Source organism: Streptomyces sp. NBC_00443, assembly GCF_036014175.1.
Lineage (GTDB): Bacteria > Actinomycetota > Actinomycetes > Streptomycetales > Streptomycetaceae > Streptomyces.
The window spans coordinates 6,329,763-6,346,439 of record NZ_CP107917.1 but is presented as its reverse complement, the minus strand read 5'-3'; the positions used below and the strand labels follow the sequence as shown (position 1 = coordinate 6,346,439).

At 73.7% G+C, this 16,677-nt stretch carries 26 protein-coding genes; 3 read left to right on the top strand and 23 right to left on the bottom strand.

Annotated features, from left to right (window positions below; translation table 11 throughout):
• Positions 1 to 56 precede the first annotated feature (56 nt).
• The 9 genes from OHO27_RS28905 to OHO27_RS28865 form a co-directional block, all read right to left on the bottom strand.
• Positions 57 to 746 carry an NERD domain-containing protein gene (locus OHO27_RS28905; RefSeq protein WP_328427886.1) on the bottom strand — a complete coding sequence of 230 codons (690 nt, stop codon included), beginning with the start codon at positions 744 to 746 and terminating at the stop codon, positions 57 to 59.
• On the bottom strand, positions 746 to 1,321 hold the full coding sequence (locus OHO27_RS28900) for a hypothetical protein (RefSeq protein WP_328427885.1): 576 nt from the start codon (positions 1,319 to 1,321) through the stop codon (positions 746 to 748). Before OHO27_RS28900 ends, OHO27_RS28905 begins: the two co-directional genes overlap by 1 nt.
• Before the next feature lie 158 nt (positions 1,322 to 1,479).
• On the bottom strand, positions 1,480 to 1,716 hold the full coding sequence (locus OHO27_RS28895; protein WP_328427884.1) for a hypothetical protein: 237 nt from the start codon (positions 1,714 to 1,716) through the stop codon (positions 1,480 to 1,482).
• Positions 1,717 to 1,778: 62 nt separating this feature from the next.
• Positions 1,779 to 2,525 (bottom strand): PP2C family protein-serine/threonine phosphatase, encoded by a 747-nt coding sequence (locus OHO27_RS28890; protein ID WP_328427883.1) that lies wholly within the window; start codon positions 2,523 to 2,525, stop codon positions 1,779 to 1,781.
• Between the two features lie 70 nt (positions 2,526 to 2,595).
• A complete protein-coding gene (locus OHO27_RS28885) occupies positions 2,596 to 3,063 on the bottom strand; it encodes a hypothetical protein (RefSeq protein ID WP_328427882.1) in 468 nt (155 codons plus the stop codon).
• 56 nt (positions 3,064 to 3,119) lie between these two features.
• Positions 3,120 to 3,374 carry a hypothetical protein gene (locus OHO27_RS28880; protein WP_328427881.1) on the bottom strand — a complete coding sequence of 85 codons (255 nt, stop codon included), beginning with the start codon at positions 3,372 to 3,374 and terminating at the stop codon, positions 3,120 to 3,122.
• Positions 3,375 to 3,520: 146 nt separating this feature from the next.
• Entirely contained in the window at positions 3,521 to 4,015 is a 495-nt protein-coding gene (locus OHO27_RS28875) for a hypothetical protein (RefSeq protein ID WP_328427880.1), read from the bottom strand.
• A 74-nt stretch (positions 4,016 to 4,089) separates the two neighbouring features.
• Positions 4,090 to 4,368, bottom strand: a complete 279-nt coding sequence (locus OHO27_RS28870; protein ID WP_328427879.1) for a hypothetical protein — start codon at positions 4,366 to 4,368, stop codon at positions 4,090 to 4,092.
• Between the two features lie 140 nt (positions 4,369 to 4,508).
• On the bottom strand, positions 4,509 to 4,994 hold the full coding sequence (locus OHO27_RS28865) for a hypothetical protein (RefSeq protein WP_328427878.1): 486 nt from the start codon (positions 4,992 to 4,994) through the stop codon (positions 4,509 to 4,511).
• Positions 4,995 to 5,118: 124 nt separating this feature from the next.
• On the opposite strand from OHO27_RS28865, the gene OHO27_RS28860 reads away from it, so the two are divergent.
• On the top strand, positions 5,119 to 5,268 hold the full coding sequence (locus OHO27_RS28860) for a hypothetical protein (protein WP_328427877.1): 150 nt from the start codon (positions 5,119 to 5,121) through the stop codon (positions 5,266 to 5,268).
• Between the two features lie 78 nt (positions 5,269 to 5,346).
• Complete coding sequence (locus OHO27_RS28855; protein ID WP_328427876.1) at positions 5,347 to 6,414, top strand: hypothetical protein; 1,068 nt, start codon at positions 5,347 to 5,349, stop codon at positions 6,412 to 6,414.
• A 24-nt stretch (positions 6,415 to 6,438) separates the two neighbouring features.
• Here the strand turns inward: OHO27_RS28855 and OHO27_RS28850 are convergent, their stop codons facing one another.
• The 8 genes from OHO27_RS28850 to OHO27_RS28815 form a co-directional block, all read right to left on the bottom strand.
• Positions 6,439 to 6,870, bottom strand: coding sequence for a hypothetical protein (locus tag OHO27_RS28850; protein WP_328427875.1), 432 nt, complete (start codon positions 6,868 to 6,870; stop codon positions 6,439 to 6,441).
• A gap of 106 nt (positions 6,871 to 6,976) precedes the next feature.
• Complete coding sequence (locus tag OHO27_RS28845; RefSeq protein WP_328427874.1) at positions 6,977 to 7,480, bottom strand: hypothetical protein; 504 nt, start codon at positions 7,478 to 7,480, stop codon at positions 6,977 to 6,979.
• 15 nt (positions 7,481 to 7,495) lie between these two features.
• Positions 7,496 to 7,666 (bottom strand): hypothetical protein, encoded by a 171-nt coding sequence (locus tag OHO27_RS28840; RefSeq protein WP_328427873.1) that lies wholly within the window; start codon positions 7,664 to 7,666, stop codon positions 7,496 to 7,498.
• A gap of 85 nt (positions 7,667 to 7,751) precedes the next feature.
• Entirely contained in the window at positions 7,752 to 8,177 is a 426-nt protein-coding gene (locus OHO27_RS28835; protein WP_328427872.1) for a hypothetical protein, read from the bottom strand.
• A gap of 72 nt (positions 8,178 to 8,249) precedes the next feature.
• The gene (locus tag OHO27_RS28830) at positions 8,250 to 8,645 is read right to left on the bottom strand and encodes a hypothetical protein (RefSeq protein WP_328427871.1); all 396 of its coding nucleotides are present in this window, start codon (positions 8,643 to 8,645) and stop codon (positions 8,250 to 8,252) included.
• Positions 8,646 to 8,710: 65 nt separating this feature from the next.
• Positions 8,711 to 9,514, bottom strand: coding sequence for a hypothetical protein (locus OHO27_RS28825; RefSeq protein WP_328427870.1), 804 nt, complete (start codon positions 9,512 to 9,514; stop codon positions 8,711 to 8,713).
• A 165-nt stretch (positions 9,515 to 9,679) separates the two neighbouring features.
• Positions 9,680 to 11,239 (bottom strand): hypothetical protein, encoded by a 1,560-nt coding sequence (locus tag OHO27_RS28820; RefSeq protein WP_328427869.1) that lies wholly within the window; start codon positions 11,237 to 11,239, stop codon positions 9,680 to 9,682.
• Between the two features lie 152 nt (positions 11,240 to 11,391).
• Positions 11,392 to 12,636, bottom strand: coding sequence for a hypothetical protein (locus tag OHO27_RS28815; RefSeq protein WP_328427868.1), 1,245 nt, complete (start codon positions 12,634 to 12,636; stop codon positions 11,392 to 11,394).
• A 114-nt stretch (positions 12,637 to 12,750) separates the two neighbouring features.
• Between OHO27_RS28815 and OHO27_RS28810 the strand changes: the two genes are divergently transcribed.
• The gene (locus tag OHO27_RS28810; RefSeq protein ID WP_328427867.1) at positions 12,751 to 13,065 is read left to right on the top strand and encodes a hypothetical protein; all 315 of its coding nucleotides are present in this window, start codon (positions 12,751 to 12,753) and stop codon (positions 13,063 to 13,065) included.
• A gap of 11 nt (positions 13,066 to 13,076) precedes the next feature.
• Here the strand turns inward: OHO27_RS28810 and OHO27_RS28805 are convergent, their stop codons facing one another.
• The 6 genes from OHO27_RS28805 to OHO27_RS28780 all read right to left on the bottom strand — a co-directional run bounded on the left by OHO27_RS28805 (position 13,077) and on the right by OHO27_RS28780 (position 16,635).
• Entirely contained in the window at positions 13,077 to 13,211 is a 135-nt protein-coding gene (locus OHO27_RS28805) for a hypothetical protein (protein ID WP_328427866.1), read from the bottom strand.
• A 114-nt stretch (positions 13,212 to 13,325) separates the two neighbouring features.
• Positions 13,326 to 13,568 carry a hypothetical protein gene (locus OHO27_RS28800; protein ID WP_328427865.1) on the bottom strand — a complete coding sequence of 81 codons (243 nt, stop codon included), beginning with the start codon at positions 13,566 to 13,568 and terminating at the stop codon, positions 13,326 to 13,328.
• A gap of 315 nt (positions 13,569 to 13,883) precedes the next feature.
• Entirely contained in the window at positions 13,884 to 15,029 is a 1,146-nt protein-coding gene (locus tag OHO27_RS28795) for a hypothetical protein (protein WP_328427864.1), read from the bottom strand.
• Position 15,030: 1 nt separating this feature from the next.
• Positions 15,031 to 15,498, bottom strand: coding sequence for a hypothetical protein (locus OHO27_RS28790; RefSeq protein ID WP_328427863.1), 468 nt, complete (start codon positions 15,496 to 15,498; stop codon positions 15,031 to 15,033).
• A gap of 13 nt (positions 15,499 to 15,511) precedes the next feature.
• Positions 15,512 to 16,450, bottom strand: a complete 939-nt coding sequence (locus tag OHO27_RS28785; RefSeq protein WP_328427862.1) for a hypothetical protein — start codon at positions 16,448 to 16,450, stop codon at positions 15,512 to 15,514.
• Positions 16,447 to 16,635: a hypothetical protein gene (locus tag OHO27_RS28780; protein WP_328427861.1), complete on the bottom strand. Its 189-nt coding sequence runs from the start codon at positions 16,633 to 16,635 to the stop codon at positions 16,447 to 16,449. Before OHO27_RS28780 ends, OHO27_RS28785 begins: the two co-directional genes overlap by 4 nt.
• Positions 16,636 to 16,677 lie beyond the last annotated feature (42 nt).

The window sequence follows — 16,677 nt, the reverse complement described above, 5'->3', positions numbered from 1 at the left end:
GGGCAGATCGAGGGCCCGCCTGGACGGATGCCGGGCGGGCCCTGGTCGAGGGGTGGTCAGCGGCCGGTGTGCGCGGGGAGGGCGTGCTCGGCGAGGGTGGTCAGCTCGGCGCGGGTGCGCTGCCCGGGGATCGTCGCGGTGCGGCGCAGGACGGCGGGCGCCTGGTCGGCCGGGACGATGCGGACCCCGTCGACGACTAGCTCCCCCACCGTGCTCCCGTCCGGGCCGAGGAGGCGGGCGCCGCCGTACATGAACACGACCTTACGGACCCGTACGCCGCCCAGCAGGCGGGAGACCTCGCGGGCCTCCCAGTGGAGGCCGTCGAGCCAGTCGGTGACGTCCTGGCGGCCGTGGAGCAGGCGGCCGGCGCGGACGGTCAGCGCCCCGCGCCGGGCCGACCACCATTTCGTGTCGCCGACGGTGACGTCCCCGAACGGGCCGATGACGATGTGATCCACGTTCTTCCCCCGGAGCCACCGGTCGTGAAGGACGCTGAAGCCCTCGGCGGTGAGCTGTTCGAGGAGGGCCCCGACGCGGGCCTCACTGACCGCGGCGGCCTCGAAGTTCCCCGCCCGCCGCCCGGCCCTCGTCTGGACCCCGAGGGTGTCGGCGAGACGGACGAGGGGGGTGCGCAGGGCGCGGGCGTGCCGTTCGGCCGAGGCGCCTGCCCCGGTGGTCGGGGTGCGGCGGCGCCACTCCCACACGGCCCAGCCGACGGCGACGACGAGGAGGACGGTGGTCAGCATCAGCGACACTCGCACTTGCAGGGACAGTGACCACAGTCGGGGTTGGGGCAGTCCTGGTGCCGGCAGTGGCCGCATCCGTAGCGCTGGTACGGCTGGCAGGGGTCGACGGTGACGGTCTCGTACTCGGCGCGGGTGCGGCCGGCGCCGTCGACGTCGGGCTCCTGATCGTCGTCCTCGTCGAGGCCGAGGGCTTCGGCGATCGTGTCGGTGTCCAGCTCGGTCACACCCTTGGAGCGGGCCCGGTCGACGATCGTGGCGACGGCCGCCCAGAGGCGGGCGCGGTCGATCTCGCGGGGGTCGGGGCGGTGCTCGTCGACGAGGGCGGTGACCCACGGTTCGATGGGGTCGACGTCGTCCAGGTCGAGGCGGACGAACAGCTCCTCGGTCGTGGTGAGGATCGTGATCGCCTTCGTCGTGGTGCCGTCGTAGGCGATGCGGAGCCCGGTCGGCTGGAACGTCTCGACGCCGAAGCCGCGGACCTCGATCGGCGGGGCGCCGGTGACGGTGAGCTCCACCTCCTCGGCGCGGGCGCGGCGGGCGACGGTGGCGGTGACGAGGGGGGCGGCGGTCTGCACGGGGGTCCTCTCGGGTGGGGCGGACGTGGGTGGACGGACCGTCCGCCCCTGGCGTCCGGGGTGCGGACGCGAGGGGCGGACAGGGAGGGATCGGAGCTGGTCAGCGGGTGCGGACGTCTCGTCCGGCCCGGGGGCGGACGGCACGTCCGGGGGGCGGGTCAGACCTCGTCGACGGTGACGCCGGCGCGGGTGTCGTCGATCTCCTCGACGGCTCCCCACGCGTAGCGGACCTCGACGCGGCCGGGCCAGACGTCACCGGTCTCGTCGTCGCCCTGGAGGGGCGAGACGACGCGGACGAGGGTGACGGGGAGGTTGTTGTCGACCATCAGCTCGTCGCCGACGTTGACGGCCGTGCCGTCGCTCGTGCGGGTCACCTTGATACGGGTGCGGGGCATGGGAGGGGGTTCCTCTCTCGGGTGTGGAGGCGGCGGCGCCCGGTGCGCCGCCGCCGAGGGGGTCAGGGGACGAGGTCGACGACCCGGACGGTCGCGTTGTCCACCTGGTGGGGCAGGCGGAACATGCGGGAGCTGGAGACGGCGGTCTCGACGAAGTCCTCGGCGGCCCCGGCCGGGAAGCCGGTCAGGTAGGCGTGGAGCGGGCTCCCGAAGTCCTCCAGCGGCTCGTATGCGCCATCGGTGGCCAGGACGAGGCGCAGCTCCTCGCGGTCGACGGTGGCGGCCTCGATGGCGGGGTGCCCACAGACCTGCTCGATCTCGTGAGCGCTGTTCTCGCCGCCGAGGCACGAGGTGACGTGGTTGCGGTCGCCCTCGCCGACCGGCCGCCCCTTGTCCTGGAGGACGCGGCGCCAGTTGTGGTCACGGGTCAGCTGCTCCGCCTGGTCGTCGCGGATCGCGTAGGCCCGGACGTCCCCACGCCAGGCGAGTTGCAGCGGCTCGCCCGGGACGACGAGGGCGACGAGGGCGCAGGCGGCCGGCGGCTCGTGCATGGCGAGGCGGTCGGGGTCGGCGTCGATCTCGTAGGAGATCTGGCGGACGGCGGCCTCGGCGCTTCGCAGGCGGACCGCGGCGCGGGTCAGCCGGTGGGCGGCGCTGCGGGTGAAGCGGGCCACCTCGTCGGAGGAGCCGATCCCGTCGAGGACGGCGAAGGCGACGACCCCGCCGGGCGCGGCGGCGACGGCGGTCGCGTCGCACTGGTGGGACCGGCCGCCCGGCTGCTGGGCGGAGGCGTGAGCGGTGAGGAACATCGGGTCGGCTCCGATCGTGGTCGATGGGGCCGGGCGCAGTACCGGTGCGCCCGGCCGGGGCGAGGGTGGGTCAGGCGGTGCGGAGGTCCGGGCGCAGGTACCGGCGGCGGTGGGGGATCGCGTTCTCGGTCCGGCCGAGGGCTTCCGCGATCTGCGCGTTGTGGTGGTGCCAGTGGTCGAGGAGCCACCGGTCCTCGCCGGGCGTCCAGGGGAGCCGCTGCGAGTCGGTGGCCTGGACCCGCTCGCGCGCCTCGGTCGCCTGCTGGCGCTGCTCGCGCATGACCGGCTGGCACAGGGTCAGCAGGTGCTCGACCGCGCGCGGGTGGGTGACCTGCCAGGTGTGCCGGTCGCCCTCGGTGCGGGTCTTGCCGGTCTGCCAGACCTGGGCGAGCCACTCCACGGTGTCGGCCGTGTCGGGGCTGGCGGTCCGGGTGATCGTGACCTCGGAGCCGTCGGGGGCGATGGTGCCGGCCGCGTCGAGGAGACCGGCGGTGTAGGCGATGACGTCGGCGGCGGGGGTGTCGTAGTGCGGGTACATCGGCTCTCTTCCTCGGGTGTGGGGGCCGGGCACGGGGTGTGCCCGGCCGGGGTGGGTCAGGCGGGGGCGTTCTCGGCGCGCAGGCCGCGGATGACGGTGCGGGCGATCTGGTGGGTGTGGGCGGTGAGGGGGAGGCGGTAGAAGCGGCGGACGGCGGCGAGGAGGGCGTCCCGGTCGTGGCCGGTGGGGAAGCCGTCGGCGGCGGCGTAGTGGCTGATGGTGCGGAAGGCGTCGCGGGCGCCGAAGCCGCCGCGGGGGGTGTAGGTGCGGCCGGCGTAGGTGGTCTCTCCGGTGTTGGGGTTGTAGGCCATGGGGTTTCTCCTCGTTCGTCCCGCTCGATCTGAGTACAGAGTATGCCTACTCAGTAGGCATGTCAACTCGCGGTGCGGGTGTGGCTGCGGAGCGTGACGACCGCGGGCCGGGCGCAGTACCGGTGCGCCCGGCCGACGGGGAGGAGCTACGCCGCGGCGGCCCACACGGGGCCGTGGTCGACGCACTCGGCGTCGAAGCAGTACGCCCACGGGCAGAACCGGTTGCGGATGACGCGGACGGGCTCGGGGTCGAGGAGGGCGTCCCGGCCGAGGGAGACGTCCCCGACGTTGCGGCGGTAGTGGTCGAGGACGCGGGCGATGCCCTGCGTCATGACGGCGTCAGTGTGCCCGGCCGGGTAGAAGTCATCGGTGGCCGGGTCGTACCACTCGACGCGCATCCGGCTCGCCCGGTGGCCGAGGGGGAGGATCACGCCGAGGAGGGCGCCGTCGCTCGCTCGGACCTCGTACCCCTCGACGGGGGCGGTGCCGTCCATCTGCCCGCCGAGGAGGTCGGACCAGAACCGCAGCTCGGCGAGGCCCATGCGGACGAGGAGGACGGTCACGGAGGCGAAGGCCAGGGCGGCGCCCTCGCGGCCGGTGTAGACGTCGACGGTGCGGGCGGAGACGGTGTGACGGGCCATGGTCGGTGTCCTCCTCGGTGGGGTTCGGGTGGGAGTGAGGGCCGGGCCCCGGGGTGGGGCCCGGCTCGGGGCCGTCAGGCCTCGTCGTCGGTGGGGATGCCGGCCCGGTCGCAGTAGCTCGCAATGACGGCCTGACCGGTGGCGGTGAACGCGTCCTTCACGGTCGCGCCGTCCTTCGCGAGGTTCCGGGTGAAGGAGCGCCGGATCGCGTCGAGGACGTCGTCGCTGGTCATGATCGCGCCGACCGTCTCCAGGTCGTGGCCCTCGTGACCGCCATCGGCGATGACCTTCGTGGCGAGGGCGGCGATGCGGGCGACGGCGTCCTCGGTGTTGCGGATGGTGATGGTGCTCATTGGGGGTTCCTCCCGTTTCCCTCGTTCGTTCTGAGTACAGAGTATGCCTACTCAGTACGCATGTCAACTCGCGGTGCAGCCGTGGCGCTGGAGCGTGAGGAGCGGCGGCCGGGCCCCGGGGAGGGGCCCGGCCGGGACGGTCAGGCGGCGATCTGGCGGAGGCGCGCGAGCTTGCCGTGAAGGGTGACGAGGGCGTCCAGGGCGGCGCGGAGGATGTCGTCGTTCTCGCTGCTGAGGTGGTTCTCGCGGACGGTGTTGATCCGGGCGAGGAGGTCGAGCTCCTGGCGGGCGAGCTGGGGGCTCTCGGCACCCTTGGGGCCAGTCTCGGGGAGGGTGCCGGTGATCGGGGCGGTCACGTAGTAGAACACCTCGTCGGCGATCCCGGCGGCCGGGACCTCGACCGCGATGCCCTGCGCGAGGGCCAGGAAGAGCGCCCCCATGGCCGGGGTGTGGTTCGCGCCGTCGACGGCCGGGACGTGCGCCTCGATCGACTCGGCGGCGGTGTGCAGGTGGCCCGCCATGGCGAGGAGGGCGTCCCGCTCGGGATGCAGGGCGATCCGGTCGCGGATGACGGCGGCGAGGGCGCGGGCGGTGCGGGCGGCGGCGATGTGGGCGACGGTCGTCATGGTGGGTTCCTCCCGGTTCGTGCTGACCAACTGAGTACAAAGTATGCGTACTCAGTAGGCATGTCACTTCTCCGGGCACCCCGGCCGTGGACGGCGTGGCGGCGGGAGGCGGGAGGATGCGGTCATGACCCTGCGCAAGCGGCTGCGGCTGTTCCTGCACCGGCGAGGCTGGCGCCGGTCGGTGTCCCTCGCCCTCCTCGACGCCCGCCCGGTGGACGCGTTCCTCGACGGGATGCGCCAGGCCGAGGAGCGGCGCCAGACCGGCGGCCGGTGACGTCTCGGCCGACGCCTGCTCGGCCGCGACCTCGGCAGCCTCGGCGCGCAGCTCGGCGACGACCTCGGGGTCAAGGAAGTGCCGGCGGACGTCCTCGTCGGTGGGGGCCCAGCCGCGCGGACGCTTGGCGAAGGGGTTCCAAATCCCCTCGACGGTCGCCCACGCCTTGCGGAGCGGGGCCTCGCGGTCCTCGGCAGCGAGGCGGAGATCCATCTCGGCGTACCAGCGTTCCCGCTCGACGCGGCGGCGCTCCATGTCCGCGGCGAACTCCTCGCGCTGCCGGGTCCACAGCTCCCCGTACAGCAGGGGCTTCAGCGGCAGCCGCTCGCGCTTGCGGACCCGCTCGACGGGGACCGGGGCCTCGGTCTGCCAGACGAGGAGGGCGCGGCGGCCGTCGGCGGTCGCCTCGATCCGGCCGGGGCCGTCGGCGGCCGGGACCGTGGCGAGGTGTCCGGCGGCCTCCAGGGTCGCGACGCGGTCCGCGTTGACGCGGGCGCCGGCGCGGCCGGGACGGGTGACCCGGCGGGGCGTGCCGTCGGCGTCGCGGACCAGCTCCCCGGCGACCGCCCAGCCGACCACCTCGGCGTGCTTCGTCGACCAGCCGAGTGCCTTCGCCTGCTCCGCGCGGCGCCAGCTCGCCCGCCAGTCGACGGCCGGGGTCTCGGTCCCTTCGGTCCCTTCCGGGGCCTCCTCGGCCGCAGGGACGTCCTCGTCGGCCTCGGCCGGTGCGTCGGTCGCTTCGGTCGCTTCCGGGGTCTCCTCGTCCGCCTGGTCCTCCTCGACGACCTCGGCCGGGGCGGTCTCGCGGACGCGCTCGCCGCCACCGTTCCTGACGCTGGTGAACACCCGACCGTCGACGTAGCGGACGGACACGGTGAAGGCGAAGCCGCCCAGCTCGGGGGACTGCTCGATCCGGTCCGCGTTGGCCGCGACGATCTCCTCGGCGCGCTGGTTGAGCAGGAGCACGTACGTGTGGCGGCGCTCCTTGCCCACGTAGTGACCGGCGGTGCGGAAGTCTCCGCCTCGACCCTGCTTCAGGCCGAGGGCGCGCAGGGCGCGGGCGATGGCGACGGACGGGGTGCGGGGGGTGGGGACGAGGGCCACGGTGGGGGTTCCTTCCTGGAGGGCGGGGGCGGCGCCGGGTGAGGCGCCGCCCTGGTGCGGAGTGGGTCAGGCGGCGGGCACGTAGCGGCGGGTGCGGGCCTCCTCGCGCACCTCGCGGGCGGTGTCGCGGACGGTGGCCATGACGTCCGCGGCTTGTTCCGGCGTGAGCTGGTCCCCGTCGCGGGGGCCCTCCTCGGCCTCCACCACGGCGAACACCGCGGCATAGATCTCGGTGGCGAGGAGCCGGGCGCCCTTCATCCGGCGGGCGATCATGCCCTTCGCGGCGTCGAACTCCTCGCGGGCCGCGGCAACCTTGCCGCCGTAGTAGAGAGCGGAGCCGAAGCCCTCGCGGTAGTGCTTTCGGACGGTCGTCTCCGCGATGCGGAGCCCATCACGGATCGCGGCGTTGGCCTGCGACCGCTCCATCAGGCCGTCACGGACGTACTTGTTGACGACGTCCCGCGCGGCACGCTCGGTGTCGCTCATCTTCCGTGCCATCTGGTGCCTCCCGGCTTCCCGTTCACTGCCTTACGAGTACAGAGTAGGCGTACCAAGTAGGCATTTCAACTCGGTACGCCTACCGGCGCGGCGGTGTTCGAGCTGGTCAGGCCAGGTGCCGGGCGACGGCCGCGGTGATCGGCTCGGCTTGCTCCCCGGCCGGGATGCCGGCCGACCGGCAGCGGCGCCACTCCAGGGCGACGGCCCCGGCGAGGCCGACGGTGACGACACCGTCCCGGTCGACGGCGAGGTAGCCGTGACGGACGTGCCGGTTCATCGCCCATGGGGGGACGACTCCCCCGGTGGCCTGGACGATCAGGCCGCGCGCGGTGCGCAGGGCCCGTGCGGGGCCGGCCGCGACGAGGAGGAGCTGAGCGGCCATGTCGGTGCTCAGGAACGTCGGGAGAGCCACCGGGAACGGCTCGAAGCTGATGCCGGTCTCGACGAGGAGGACGGCCCCGGCGGCGGTGGCCTCGACCCGGCGGCCCCGGGCGAGGTGCGCCCGGGTCTCGGCGGTCGCGGCTGCGGCGGTGACCTCCTCGGCGGCGGCCGGGGCCATGCTGTGGCGGTGGTGGACGGGGCGGGTGGTGAGGTATCCGGTCTCGGGCATGGCGGGCGCCTCCGGTCAGCGGGTCGCCGTGGTGTCGACGTCGACGCGGACGGTGGGGTCGTTGGCGAAGGTCTCGGCGTAGGTGGTGACGAGGGCGGCCAGCTCGGGCAGGGACGTCGCGTCCTCGCACCGGACCAGCTCCTCGCCGCGGCGGGCGGTGATGCCGTACAGGGCGGTTGCGGCCATAGGTGGTGTCCTCTCGGGTCGTTGCGGTGGGGTGGCCGGGCGGGCGCAGTACCGGTGCGCCCGGCCGGCCGGGACGGTCAGGGGGTCAGCGGCGGCGCTTGCGGCGGGGGGAGTGCTCGCCGCCGAGGACCCGCTCCCGGGTGCTGACGGTGAACTTCCGGGTGCCGAGGTCGAGGACGACCCACGGGGCGTGAGCGCGGGCGGGGGTCGAGGCGTACGGCTGGTGACGCCAGCCGTTGACGCCGCCGTAGAGGTCGTGGAAGTCGGGGAACTGCCCGGCCTCGACGAGGACGTTGAGCGCGTCCGCGAGGGCCTGCCACGGGTCGACGGGCTCCGTCTCCTCGACGGGGGACTCCGCGGCCTCGGGGGTGCCGCCGACGGCCGCGAAGGTGAGGGCGGCGTCGACGCCGTCCCGCCAGGCGGCGGCGCTGATGGTGTCCCAGTCGTCGCCGATCCACTCGGGGGCCGGGACGCCGCGGTACGTGCTGGTCGGCTTGGGGGTGGTGCTCATGAGGGGTTGCTCCGTTCCTGGGGTGGGGGCCGGGCGCGGTACCGGTGCGCCCGGCCGGGTCGGTCGAGGGGGTCAGTCGGTGGGGGCTTCGAGCTCCCGGAGTGCGCTCGCGTGGTCGGACGCCTGGTGTGCGTCGGCGAAGTCGCCCCGGTCCCAGCGGGCGAGCATGACGCGCTGGTTCGGGAGGCTGAGGCGGGAGACGTACCAGGCGAGGCCGACGGGGAGGGTGCCGGCGTCGAGGGCGTCGCGGCCTGCCTGGCACAGGTCGAGGAGGCCGATGCGCAGGTCCACGAGGTTCCACGTCTTGCCCGCGAGGACGGCGATCTCGGCCGGGGTGTAACCGGCCTGGGCGACCAGGCTGTAGAGCTGGCCCTCGCGGAGGGGGGTGGTGCCAGGCTCGTCGGCCTGGCGGGCGATCTCGCGGGCGAGGGAGGCGGGGATCAGCTTCTCGGGGGTGGTGGCGCTCATGGGGGTTGCTCCGTTCCTTGGGGAGGGGCCGGGCGCCTGGTGCGCCCGGCCGGGCTGCGGGTGGGTCAGGCGGCGAGGAGGAGGCCGAGGTCGTCGGCGGTCTCGACGACCTCCGCCAGGCCCGCCAGGTCGGCGACGAGGGCGGTGGCGTCGGCCTTGAACGTGGACTTCCGGGCCTTGCGGGGGGCGGTCAGGCCGCGGGCGGCGTAGTCCAACGCGACCTGCGTGCCGTCGAGGATGGAACCGCCCGGGGTGCGGGTGATCACGACCCGGCCGTAGGTGCCGACCGGGAGGGCGCGGAGCCACTTCTTCTCGGCCTCGGCCTCGCGGGCGGCGGCCTTCGCCTTGCTGTCGGCGGCGGCGTACCGGGCGGCGTGAAGCTCGATCTCCTCGACGGCGGGCAGCTCCTCGACGGGGAGGGTGCTGTCCTCGTCGGCGACCGGGGTGAGAGCGGTCTCGCCGAGGCGCTGGCCGATCTTCTCGACGGCGCGGGAGGCGGCGACGGCGGCGCGCAGGGACAGGCGGTCCATGCGGCGCTCGGCCTTGCGGGCGGCGCGGCGGGCGACGGTGGCCTCGGCCTTCGCCTCGCGAAGGATCTCCTTCGCCTGGTTGAGCTTGTCGGTGCAGCGCACGGACTTGCGGGCGGCGGCCTTGACGGCGGGGGTGACGCGGTGCTTCGCGGCGCGCTCGGCCGCGTTGAACGCCTTGCTCGCCTCGGCGTCGGCGGCGCGAGCCTTGTGAACGCGCTGGGCGGCGCGCTCGACGGCCTTCGTGGCGCGGGTCTCGGCCTTGCGGGCGGCGGCGGCCTCGGTCTCGGCCTCGACGAGGAGGGTCATCAGCTTCGCGGCCTTCGCGGTGGTGGTGCTCATCTCGGGGTTCCTCCTCGTCGTCCTGACCAACTGAGTACAGAGTATGCCTACTCTGTACTCATGTCAACTCGGTACGCCTACCCTGTAGGCGTGGCGTGTCGGGTCCGGGAGCGCCGGCGCCCCGCCCTCCGGGGAGGTGCGGGGCGTCCGTGGCGGGGCGGGCGGTCAGGCGCCGGGGGCGGCCCAGAACCGCGTAGCGGCGCCCCCGAGGCTGATCTCCCGGCCGCTGGCGTCCCGGCCGTGGCGCGCGGTCCCCCGCTGCGTCGTCCAGACCTCGGCGATCACCAGGGGCTCGCCCGTGACCTGCGTGCGGTCCCCGGCCGGGCGGAACCATCCGCCCTCGCGCTCGGCGCCCCACAGGCGGAACGGGGCCTCGAAGCCCTTCAGCGTCCCCCACTGCGGGCCGGGCAGCTCGGCCGGCGCCTCCTCCTCGGCCTCGCCCTCGGCGCACTCCTCGCAACCGTCGGCGCGCTGCTCCTCGTGCTGCCCGCACAGGACGGCCCACGTGTAGAGCGGGCCCTCGTCGACACTGCGCTCCCGGGCATCCTCGTCCTCGGCGTTCATCACGTACGCGGCGCTGGCGGCCTGGACGGCGCAGTCGAACGCCTCGACACACCCCTCGTCGTTGAACACGCCGACCCTCGCCCCCGGCCCCTTGCGGTCGCAGACGGCGGCCGGGTCGCCCTCGACGCCGGCGGCGTACTCGCCGTGCACGCAGTGCCCGGGGGCGAGGTCGAGGACGAGCGGGGGGACCGGGGCGGCGAGCCGGGTACGGACCTCGGCGGCGGCCTCGCGGGTCATCTTCGTCGCCTGCCCGGACGCGGCGGCGATCGCCAGGACGGCGCGGCGGCCGTCCGCCTTCCACTCCTCGGTGACCTCGTACGCGGCGCCGAGGACGTCGTCCAGGGACCGGCCGGTCTCGGCGACCAGCTCAGCCGCGGTGACCGGCCATGCCTGGACGACAGACTCGACGACCTCGGCCGGGTCGCTGGTGAACGCGGTGACGTTGCCCGGGGTGCCGGCGTACGGGGACCACCCGGCGAACCGGCCGCGCTTCATCTCGGGTCCCTCGTCGAAGATCGTGCCGAGGAAGTCGCCACCCCGGACGACGATCCACTTCCCGCGGTCGTCGGCCTTGACCTGGACGCCGTCGGTGCGGACGACGTCGGCCGGGGTGGGGGTGGCCGGGGCCTCCTCGACGGGAGCGGCGTGGAGCGGGTCGACGGTGGCGCGGATCTTGCGGGCCTCGGCCTCGGCGCGGTCGACAATCTCGGCGTAGAGGCCATCCCGGAAGGTGCGGGCGGAGGTGTCGAGGCCGACGAGGTGGCCGCGCTTGACGGTGATGGCGATGACGGCGGCGCGGATGACGATGGCGACGACGCCCTCGCTCGCGACGACGACGACGTCCCCGTCACGGACGCCGGCACCGTTGAACGTCGAGGCGCCGGCCCGCATGGTGTCGTCGAAGTAGCGGACCGAGCGGCCGAGAGCCTGGGCCTTGACGAGGCCGGACTTCGAGCACGTCCGGTAGGTGTCGCCGGTGCCCTCGACCAGTTCGGCCGCCTTGCGGCGGGCGTCGTCGAGGTTGTCGTACGTGCCCATGAGGGTCGAGGCGATCCGGCAGCCGCAGTTGATGTGCAGGTAGGTGCGCAGGCCCTTGACGCTGCCGTTGGTGTAGGCGCGGGTCGCGACGCGGATGACGTCCTTCGCGGTGGTGGTGCTCATGGGGGGTTCCTCCTCGTTCATGCCGACCAACTGAGTACAGAGTATGCCTACTCAGTACGCACGTCAACTCGGTACGCACACTCAGTAGGCATGTCGCGCGACGGGCCCCGCCCCCTGCTGGAGGGGACGGGGCCCGCGGGACGAGGAGGTCGTCAGCTCGCGGCGCCGGCCGTCTGCTGGTCGCCGTACAGGAACGCGCGCTCGGCGGTCGTCCGGTACTCGTAGAGCCCGACCGGGGAGACCTCGGCGAGGCGGGTGACGATCCCGTACCGGGTGCCCGCGCCGTACGCAGTGGCGAAGGACCAGGCGGACGGCTCGTCCTCGTCGGGCCGGTGGACCGGCTGGAACCGGGACGCGTCCGGGTGCACCCGCTGTGCCGCGTCGCGGGCGGCGTCCTCGGCGAGAGCGACGCGGACGGTCGCGTCGGCGGCCTTGAGGAAGTCGAGGGCCTGGCCCAGCTCGGCGAGGGCGGCGCGCCACTCCGGGTCATCCGGGTCCGGGTTGCTGCGGACCCGGGCGCCGGCGGCGTTGCAGCGGCGGTGCGCAGCGAGGACGTCCTCCCAGTTCGCGCGGAGGCAGTTCTCGGCGATCCACTCGGCGCCGCCCTCGACCACGACCCGGGCAGGCTCCCCGGCGATCTCGGGGGCCATGGCCTCGACGGTACGGGTGACGCCGTCGGCGCAGACGATCCGGTCACCGCGCTTGAATGCCGGGGCCTGCTGCTCCTCGTCGGCCGGCGCCTGGTCCTCGGGGAGGTCGAGGGTGCCGCCGTTGCGGACGATCAGCAGCGTCCGCGCGAGCGCGTCGCCGGTCTGGCTCTGGAGCCGGGCGTAGGCCGCATCGTCGGCCGGGGGCTGCTCCTCGACCATGGCCGCCATGCACTCGTGCCGGAGGTTGCGCTTCGCGTCGACCACGGAGGGGACCCCGGCGCCAGGGCAGACGCGGCCGGTGGCCGTGACCCACGCATAGGTGCGGTCCTCGCCCTGGCCCACCCGGAACGTCCAGCCGATCGGGTCGCGGCTGTGGTCGCCGTTGAGCAGCACGGGGTGGAAGTGCCGGGCGGTGGGGTGGGCGAGGCGGGCGAGGGTGCGGGCGCGGATCTCGCGGCGGACGGTGTTGCGCATGCACTCGGCGGCGGAGTTGTCCGCCGGGGTCATGGGCTCGACACGCCCGCGCTCCTCGTTCGGTCCGGCGACGTACTCCAGGTCACCGACGAGGCGCCAGCCGAAGGCCGCGAGGACGTCGACCGTGTCCCCGGTCGAGGTGGGGAGGGCGATCAGGGCGAGGGGGTCGGCGTGGCCGCGGGGCTTGATCTCGACGCGCAGCTCCCGGTATCCGGGGGCGCTCTGGGCGATCGCCGCGGTGGTGACGTAGTGGCCGGCGGTGCTCTGTGACATGGAGTGTCCTCTCGGTTCCTGTCCGTACTGGACGCCTACACCGTATGCACACTCTGTACTCATGTCAACTCAGTATGCCTAGCGTGTACGCATACTCTGTGGCACACTGCTCCCATGCCTGCGAACATCACCCCCTCGAAGCCCCAGCCGAAGCCGCGCCGCCTCACCGCCGAGCAGCGGGACCGGCTCGCCCATTTCGAGGACACCCCCGACAGCGCCAAGAGCGAGGCCGAGCTCCTGGAGGAGCTGCGCCTCCGCACCCTCGCGGACGCGTGGAACCGGTACCGGATCGCGCAGAACATCCGGACCCTGCTCCCGAGCACGGACGTCCGCCGGGGCCTGGTCACCGACGTCACCGACGCCTCGCCGTACAAGCGGGAGTACGTCGGCCGGATCCGGGACGGCCTCGCGGCGAACTACCGGGACTGACGGCCGGCCGCTCAGCTCTTGCGCCGCGCGCCGTCCCGGCCGGCCTCGATCCGGGCGATCTGCACGCGCCCCCATACGACGACCGCCAGGCCGACCACCGAGCAGCCGCCGAGGAGAACACACACCGCTGCCGTCGTGGTCGCCATTGCCTTACCTCCGCTTTTCGTCCGGCTCGCGGCCGGAAGACTAGCGGCCCACCACATACGAAAGGGCCGCGCACCCTCCCTCCCTGGGGTGCGCGGCCCTTTATGGTGTCGCCGTCATAGCCACTGGCTGATGATGGCGAGGAGCATGATGACCGCGAATACGACGACCGCGGTGCGCTCGCTGCCCTGCGGGGCGCTCCATTCTCCGGACGTCAGGATGCATTCCCCGGTCGGGTGCATTCCGTCGTGACGGCGGTCGCGGTGGTCGTCACCGATGTCGTCCGCTTTCGACCGCAGGAAATACGGGTCGGAAGTGAGCCCGCAGGACGGGCAGTGATAGCGATACGGGCCGAGCACGGTGCCCCCCTCGGTGGGCTCAGGTGGATCACGACGCATTCACGGTAGCGGGACCCGGGTGGTCGACGCACCGCCTCCGGTTGTATTCGAGGCTTTATCGAACGCGCCGGGCGGCCCGTCGACCCCTCCCCTCGCCCGGGTACTGAGGTAGGTACTCGGTACTCAGTAGGGGTACGGGCCCCCTCTCGGGGCGGGGGAGGGGAGGGGCCCGCGTCACTCCCCTGCTGCCGGCCGGACGCCACCCAAGACGGGGCCCCCGTGCGGGCCGGTGTGCGGGGCCTGGACGGGGGCCGGGAGGAGGGGCCGGGCGGGGCCTTATCCGAGGTGGGATTTCACCTCTCGGGAGGGGCCCGGCCGGGGGGTGAGATCGGGCACCAAATGGGCCGGGATACGGGGCCGAAATCCGAGGTCATTCGTAAGGTCGTCGACGTGCACACCGGGGGGTGTTTTCTGCTTACCGCCGATCCGGAATTTCATCTGTTGCCGGACGGTGATTCCGGCCCTTTCGAGGAGGTCGAGCATCGCGTTCCGGTCCCACCCTCGGGCGGAGCCGCGGCGCTGGAGTTCGGCGAGGAGGGCGTCCACCGGAGCGCCCTTTCCTTTCGCGTCGCGGTGACCGGCATTCCCGGCCGCGACCTCGGCCTCGACGAATGCCCGGATGGCCTCGCGCTGGGCTGGCCACGGGTCGGTTTCCTGGTCCTCCTCCCCCGCCAGTTTTTCATGATCGTTTTCGGTGGGGTCCTCCTCGTCGACCTCGTCCTCCCCCGGCTCCTCGTCCTCGTCGACGGGCTCCTCGTCGCGGGGGGCGACGATCGCCGCGGCGACGCACCAGACCACGACGAGGACGAGGACGATGCCGCTCGCGTACGGGGCGAGGAGGCTGCCGAGGGTGCCGAGGAGCATGCCGCCGAAGGCGACGACGAGGACCAGGACGAGGAAGCCGATACCGGCCAGCTCCGCCAGGTCCCCGAGGCTCTTCCCGGCCGGGGCCGGGGCGGGCTCCTGCTTCGCGGGTGCGGCCTTCGCCGGGGCCTTGCGGAGCTTCTTCCACGGCGGCGCGGCCGGGGCCTCCTCGGCGTGCTGCGCCTCCTCCTCGGGCTGCTTCTGGTCCTCGCCGTCGGCGGCCGGGGCCTGCTCCTTCGGTTCTGGCTTCGCGGCCGGGGCCGGGGCGGGAGCGGCGGCCCCCGCGTCGGCGCTCCTGCTCGCGGCTGCCCGTACGCCCGTGGCGATCCCCCGGAGGATGAGCACGAGCAGGGTCGGGGTGCCCCGGAGGGCGTCCCAGAGGAAGCAGATCGACAGGGTCCACAGGGCGCGCAGCTGGCGCCACCCGAAGCGGACGAGGCTGCCGGGCAGGCGGCGCAGCCAGGCGCCGAGGGCGCGCAGCTCGTCGGCCGCGCTGCCGCGGGCGGCGCCCTCGCGGTATCCGGCGCGGAACTCCTCGCCGAGTTCGCGGACGTCCATGTCACATCACCTTCGTGGCGACGGTGCCAAGCAGGATCTTGAAGACGTTCGCGGCGATTCCCCACAGGCCGCCGGCGTCGGCCATGCCGATCCCGAGGGCGAGGCCGCACATGGCGGGCGGCACCATGCGCTTCCAGCGGAACGCGTAGGCGATGACGAACAGGATGAGGCAGACGCCTCCTTGTCCGGGGGCCGAGCCCAGCAGCTCGGAGCCGCCGAACACGCCGTCGCTGATGTCCTCGACGCCGGACGCAATGTCCGCGAGGGTGCCCCCGGCCGCGATCCAGAGCTGACCGATCATGGCGCCCCAGACGAGCGCCTTGACCTTGTTGTCGATCTTGATCTTGTCGCTGCCCCTCAGGCCCGCGATGAATGCGAGGGTGGCCGCGCCGGCGAGGCCCGCGACGGTGACCGAGCCGAGGATCTGGCCTCCCACCCCGGCGGCGAGGGTGACGGTGTCGTGGTGCACGGGGGTGCCTTTCTCAGCTGATGGGGTTGCCGTGGGAGAGGGTGACGACGACGGCGGTCGCCAGGGGGATGCGGAAGAACCAGCGCACGACCCAGTGGAAGCGGCGGAACCTGCGGTCGATGCACCACCACAGGGCGAAGGTGATGCCGCCCGAGGTGATCAGGAACGACACGGCGTTCGGGCCGAGCCCCCACTCCGTGCCGGTCTCGTTCAGCCAGGCGACCGGGACGGGCGCGATACGGCGGCCGGCCTCGGCAAGCCCGAGACAGGCCGCGAGCCGGATCACGCCCCAGTACGGCAGGCACGAAAGGATTTCCCGCACGCCGGGGCGGCCGGTGACCCACCACGTGCCGACGGCGCCGACCACCGCGAGGAGGAACGCGAACACCCCGCGGGCGGCCTCCTCGGCGAACGTCAGGTAGGTCTCGACGATCCCGGCGAGCGGGGTCCCGTAGCCGACCGCCGCGGCGGTCAGGTTGAAGACGGTGATCCGGAGGCTCGGGTCGTCCTTGCTGAGCGTCGGGCCGCGCCGGGCCTTCGGCTTCACGGGCTTCGCGCCGGGCGGGACCTTCGCCACCGGCCCGTTCGGGACCGGCGCGGCGGGCGCGGCCGGCGCCTTCTCGACGTCCTCCTCGTCGGCCTCGTCGACGGGCTCCTCCTCGGCCTGGCCCTCGTCGTCGACGGCCGTCTCCGTACCCGGCTCGTCGCCCTCGTCGTCCTCTTCGCCGAGGTCGATCGTGCGGCCCGGGGCGGGCAGACGCCCCGTGGCCACACTCGAGATCCGGCGCACACCAGCCGGGGGCCAGCCGCGCGCCGGCGGGGTCGGCTGGATCGGGACGACGGGCGCGGCCGGGACCGTGTCGTCCTCGTCGTGGGGCTGCTCGGCGTGACCGACGGGGCGGACGCCGAGGCCGCCCATGACGCGCTGGACCCAGCGCTCCCCCGGGGTCATCGGCGCAGCCCCATCACTTCGAGGACCCCAGTGATCACCTTGACGGCCGGGATCGAGAGCAGGCAGGCGAGGGCGTACGCGCCGATCCAGAAGAACGGGACCGCCATGCCGCGTGTCGGCACGATGCGGACGAGGACGTAGCAGACGAGGACGGTGACCAGGCAGGCGACGGCCAGGGTGCCCATAGGGATCACTTCCGGTGGTGGTGGTCAGGGGTCAGGGGGCGC

Coding starts and splice junctions, on each gene's coding strand:
- OHO27_RS28905 (WP_328427886.1), bottom strand. CDS start 746: ATGCTGACCACCGTCCTCCTCGTCGTCGCCGTCGGCTGGGCCGTGTGG.
- OHO27_RS28895 (WP_328427884.1), bottom strand. CDS start 1,716: ATGCCCCGCACCCGTATCAAGGTGACCCGCACGAGCGACGGCACGGCC.
- OHO27_RS28890 (WP_328427883.1), bottom strand. CDS start 2,525: ATGTTCCTCACCGCTCACGCCTCCGCCCAGCAGCCGGGCGGCCGGTCC.
- OHO27_RS28885 (WP_328427882.1), bottom strand. CDS start 3,063: ATGTACCCGCACTACGACACCCCCGCCGCCGACGTCATCGCCTACACC.
- OHO27_RS28880 (WP_328427881.1), bottom strand. CDS start 3,374: ATGGCCTACAACCCCAACACCGGAGAGACCACCTACGCCGGCCGCACC.
- OHO27_RS28875 (WP_328427880.1), bottom strand. CDS start 4,015: ATGGCCCGTCACACCGTCTCCGCCCGCACCGTCGACGTCTACACCGGC.
- OHO27_RS28870 (WP_328427879.1), bottom strand. CDS start 4,368: ATGAGCACCATCACCATCCGCAACACCGAGGACGCCGTCGCCCGCATC.
- OHO27_RS28865 (WP_328427878.1), bottom strand. CDS start 4,994: ATGACGACCGTCGCCCACATCGCCGCCGCCCGCACCGCCCGCGCCCTC.
- OHO27_RS28860 (WP_328427877.1), top strand. CDS start 5,119: ATGACCCTGCGCAAGCGGCTGCGGCTGTTCCTGCACCGGCGAGGCTGG.
- OHO27_RS28850 (WP_328427875.1), bottom strand. CDS start 6,870: ATGGCACGGAAGATGAGCGACACCGAGCGTGCCGCGCGGGACGTCGTC.
- OHO27_RS28845 (WP_328427874.1), bottom strand. CDS start 7,480: ATGCCCGAGACCGGATACCTCACCACCCGCCCCGTCCACCACCGCCAC.
- OHO27_RS28840 (WP_328427873.1), bottom strand. CDS start 7,666: ATGGCCGCAACCGCCCTGTACGGCATCACCGCCCGCCGCGGCGAGGAG.
- OHO27_RS28835 (WP_328427872.1), bottom strand. CDS start 8,177: ATGAGCACCACCCCCAAGCCGACCAGCACGTACCGCGGCGTCCCGGCC.
- OHO27_RS28830 (WP_328427871.1), bottom strand. CDS start 8,645: ATGAGCGCCACCACCCCCGAGAAGCTGATCCCCGCCTCCCTCGCCCGC.
- OHO27_RS28825 (WP_328427870.1), bottom strand. CDS start 9,514: ATGAGCACCACCACCGCGAAGGCCGCGAAGCTGATGACCCTCCTCGTC.
- OHO27_RS28820 (WP_328427869.1), bottom strand. CDS start 11,239: ATGAGCACCACCACCGCGAAGGACGTCATCCGCGTCGCGACCCGCGCC.
- OHO27_RS28815 (WP_328427868.1), bottom strand. CDS start 12,636: ATGTCACAGAGCACCGCCGGCCACTACGTCACCACCGCGGCGATCGCC.
- OHO27_RS28810 (WP_328427867.1), top strand. CDS start 12,751: ATGCCTGCGAACATCACCCCCTCGAAGCCCCAGCCGAAGCCGCGCCGC.
- OHO27_RS28805 (WP_328427866.1), bottom strand. CDS start 13,211: ATGGCGACCACGACGGCAGCGGTGTGTGTTCTCCTCGGCGGCTGCTCG.
- OHO27_RS28795 (WP_328427864.1), bottom strand. CDS start 15,029: ATGGACGTCCGCGAACTCGGCGAGGAGTTCCGCGCCGGATACCGCGAG.
- OHO27_RS28785 (WP_328427862.1), bottom strand. CDS start 16,450: ATGACCCCGGGGGAGCGCTGGGTCCAGCGCGTCATGGGCGGCCTCGGC.
- OHO27_RS28780 (WP_328427861.1), bottom strand. CDS start 16,635: ATGGGCACCCTGGCCGTCGCCTGCCTGGTCACCGTCCTCGTCTGCTAC.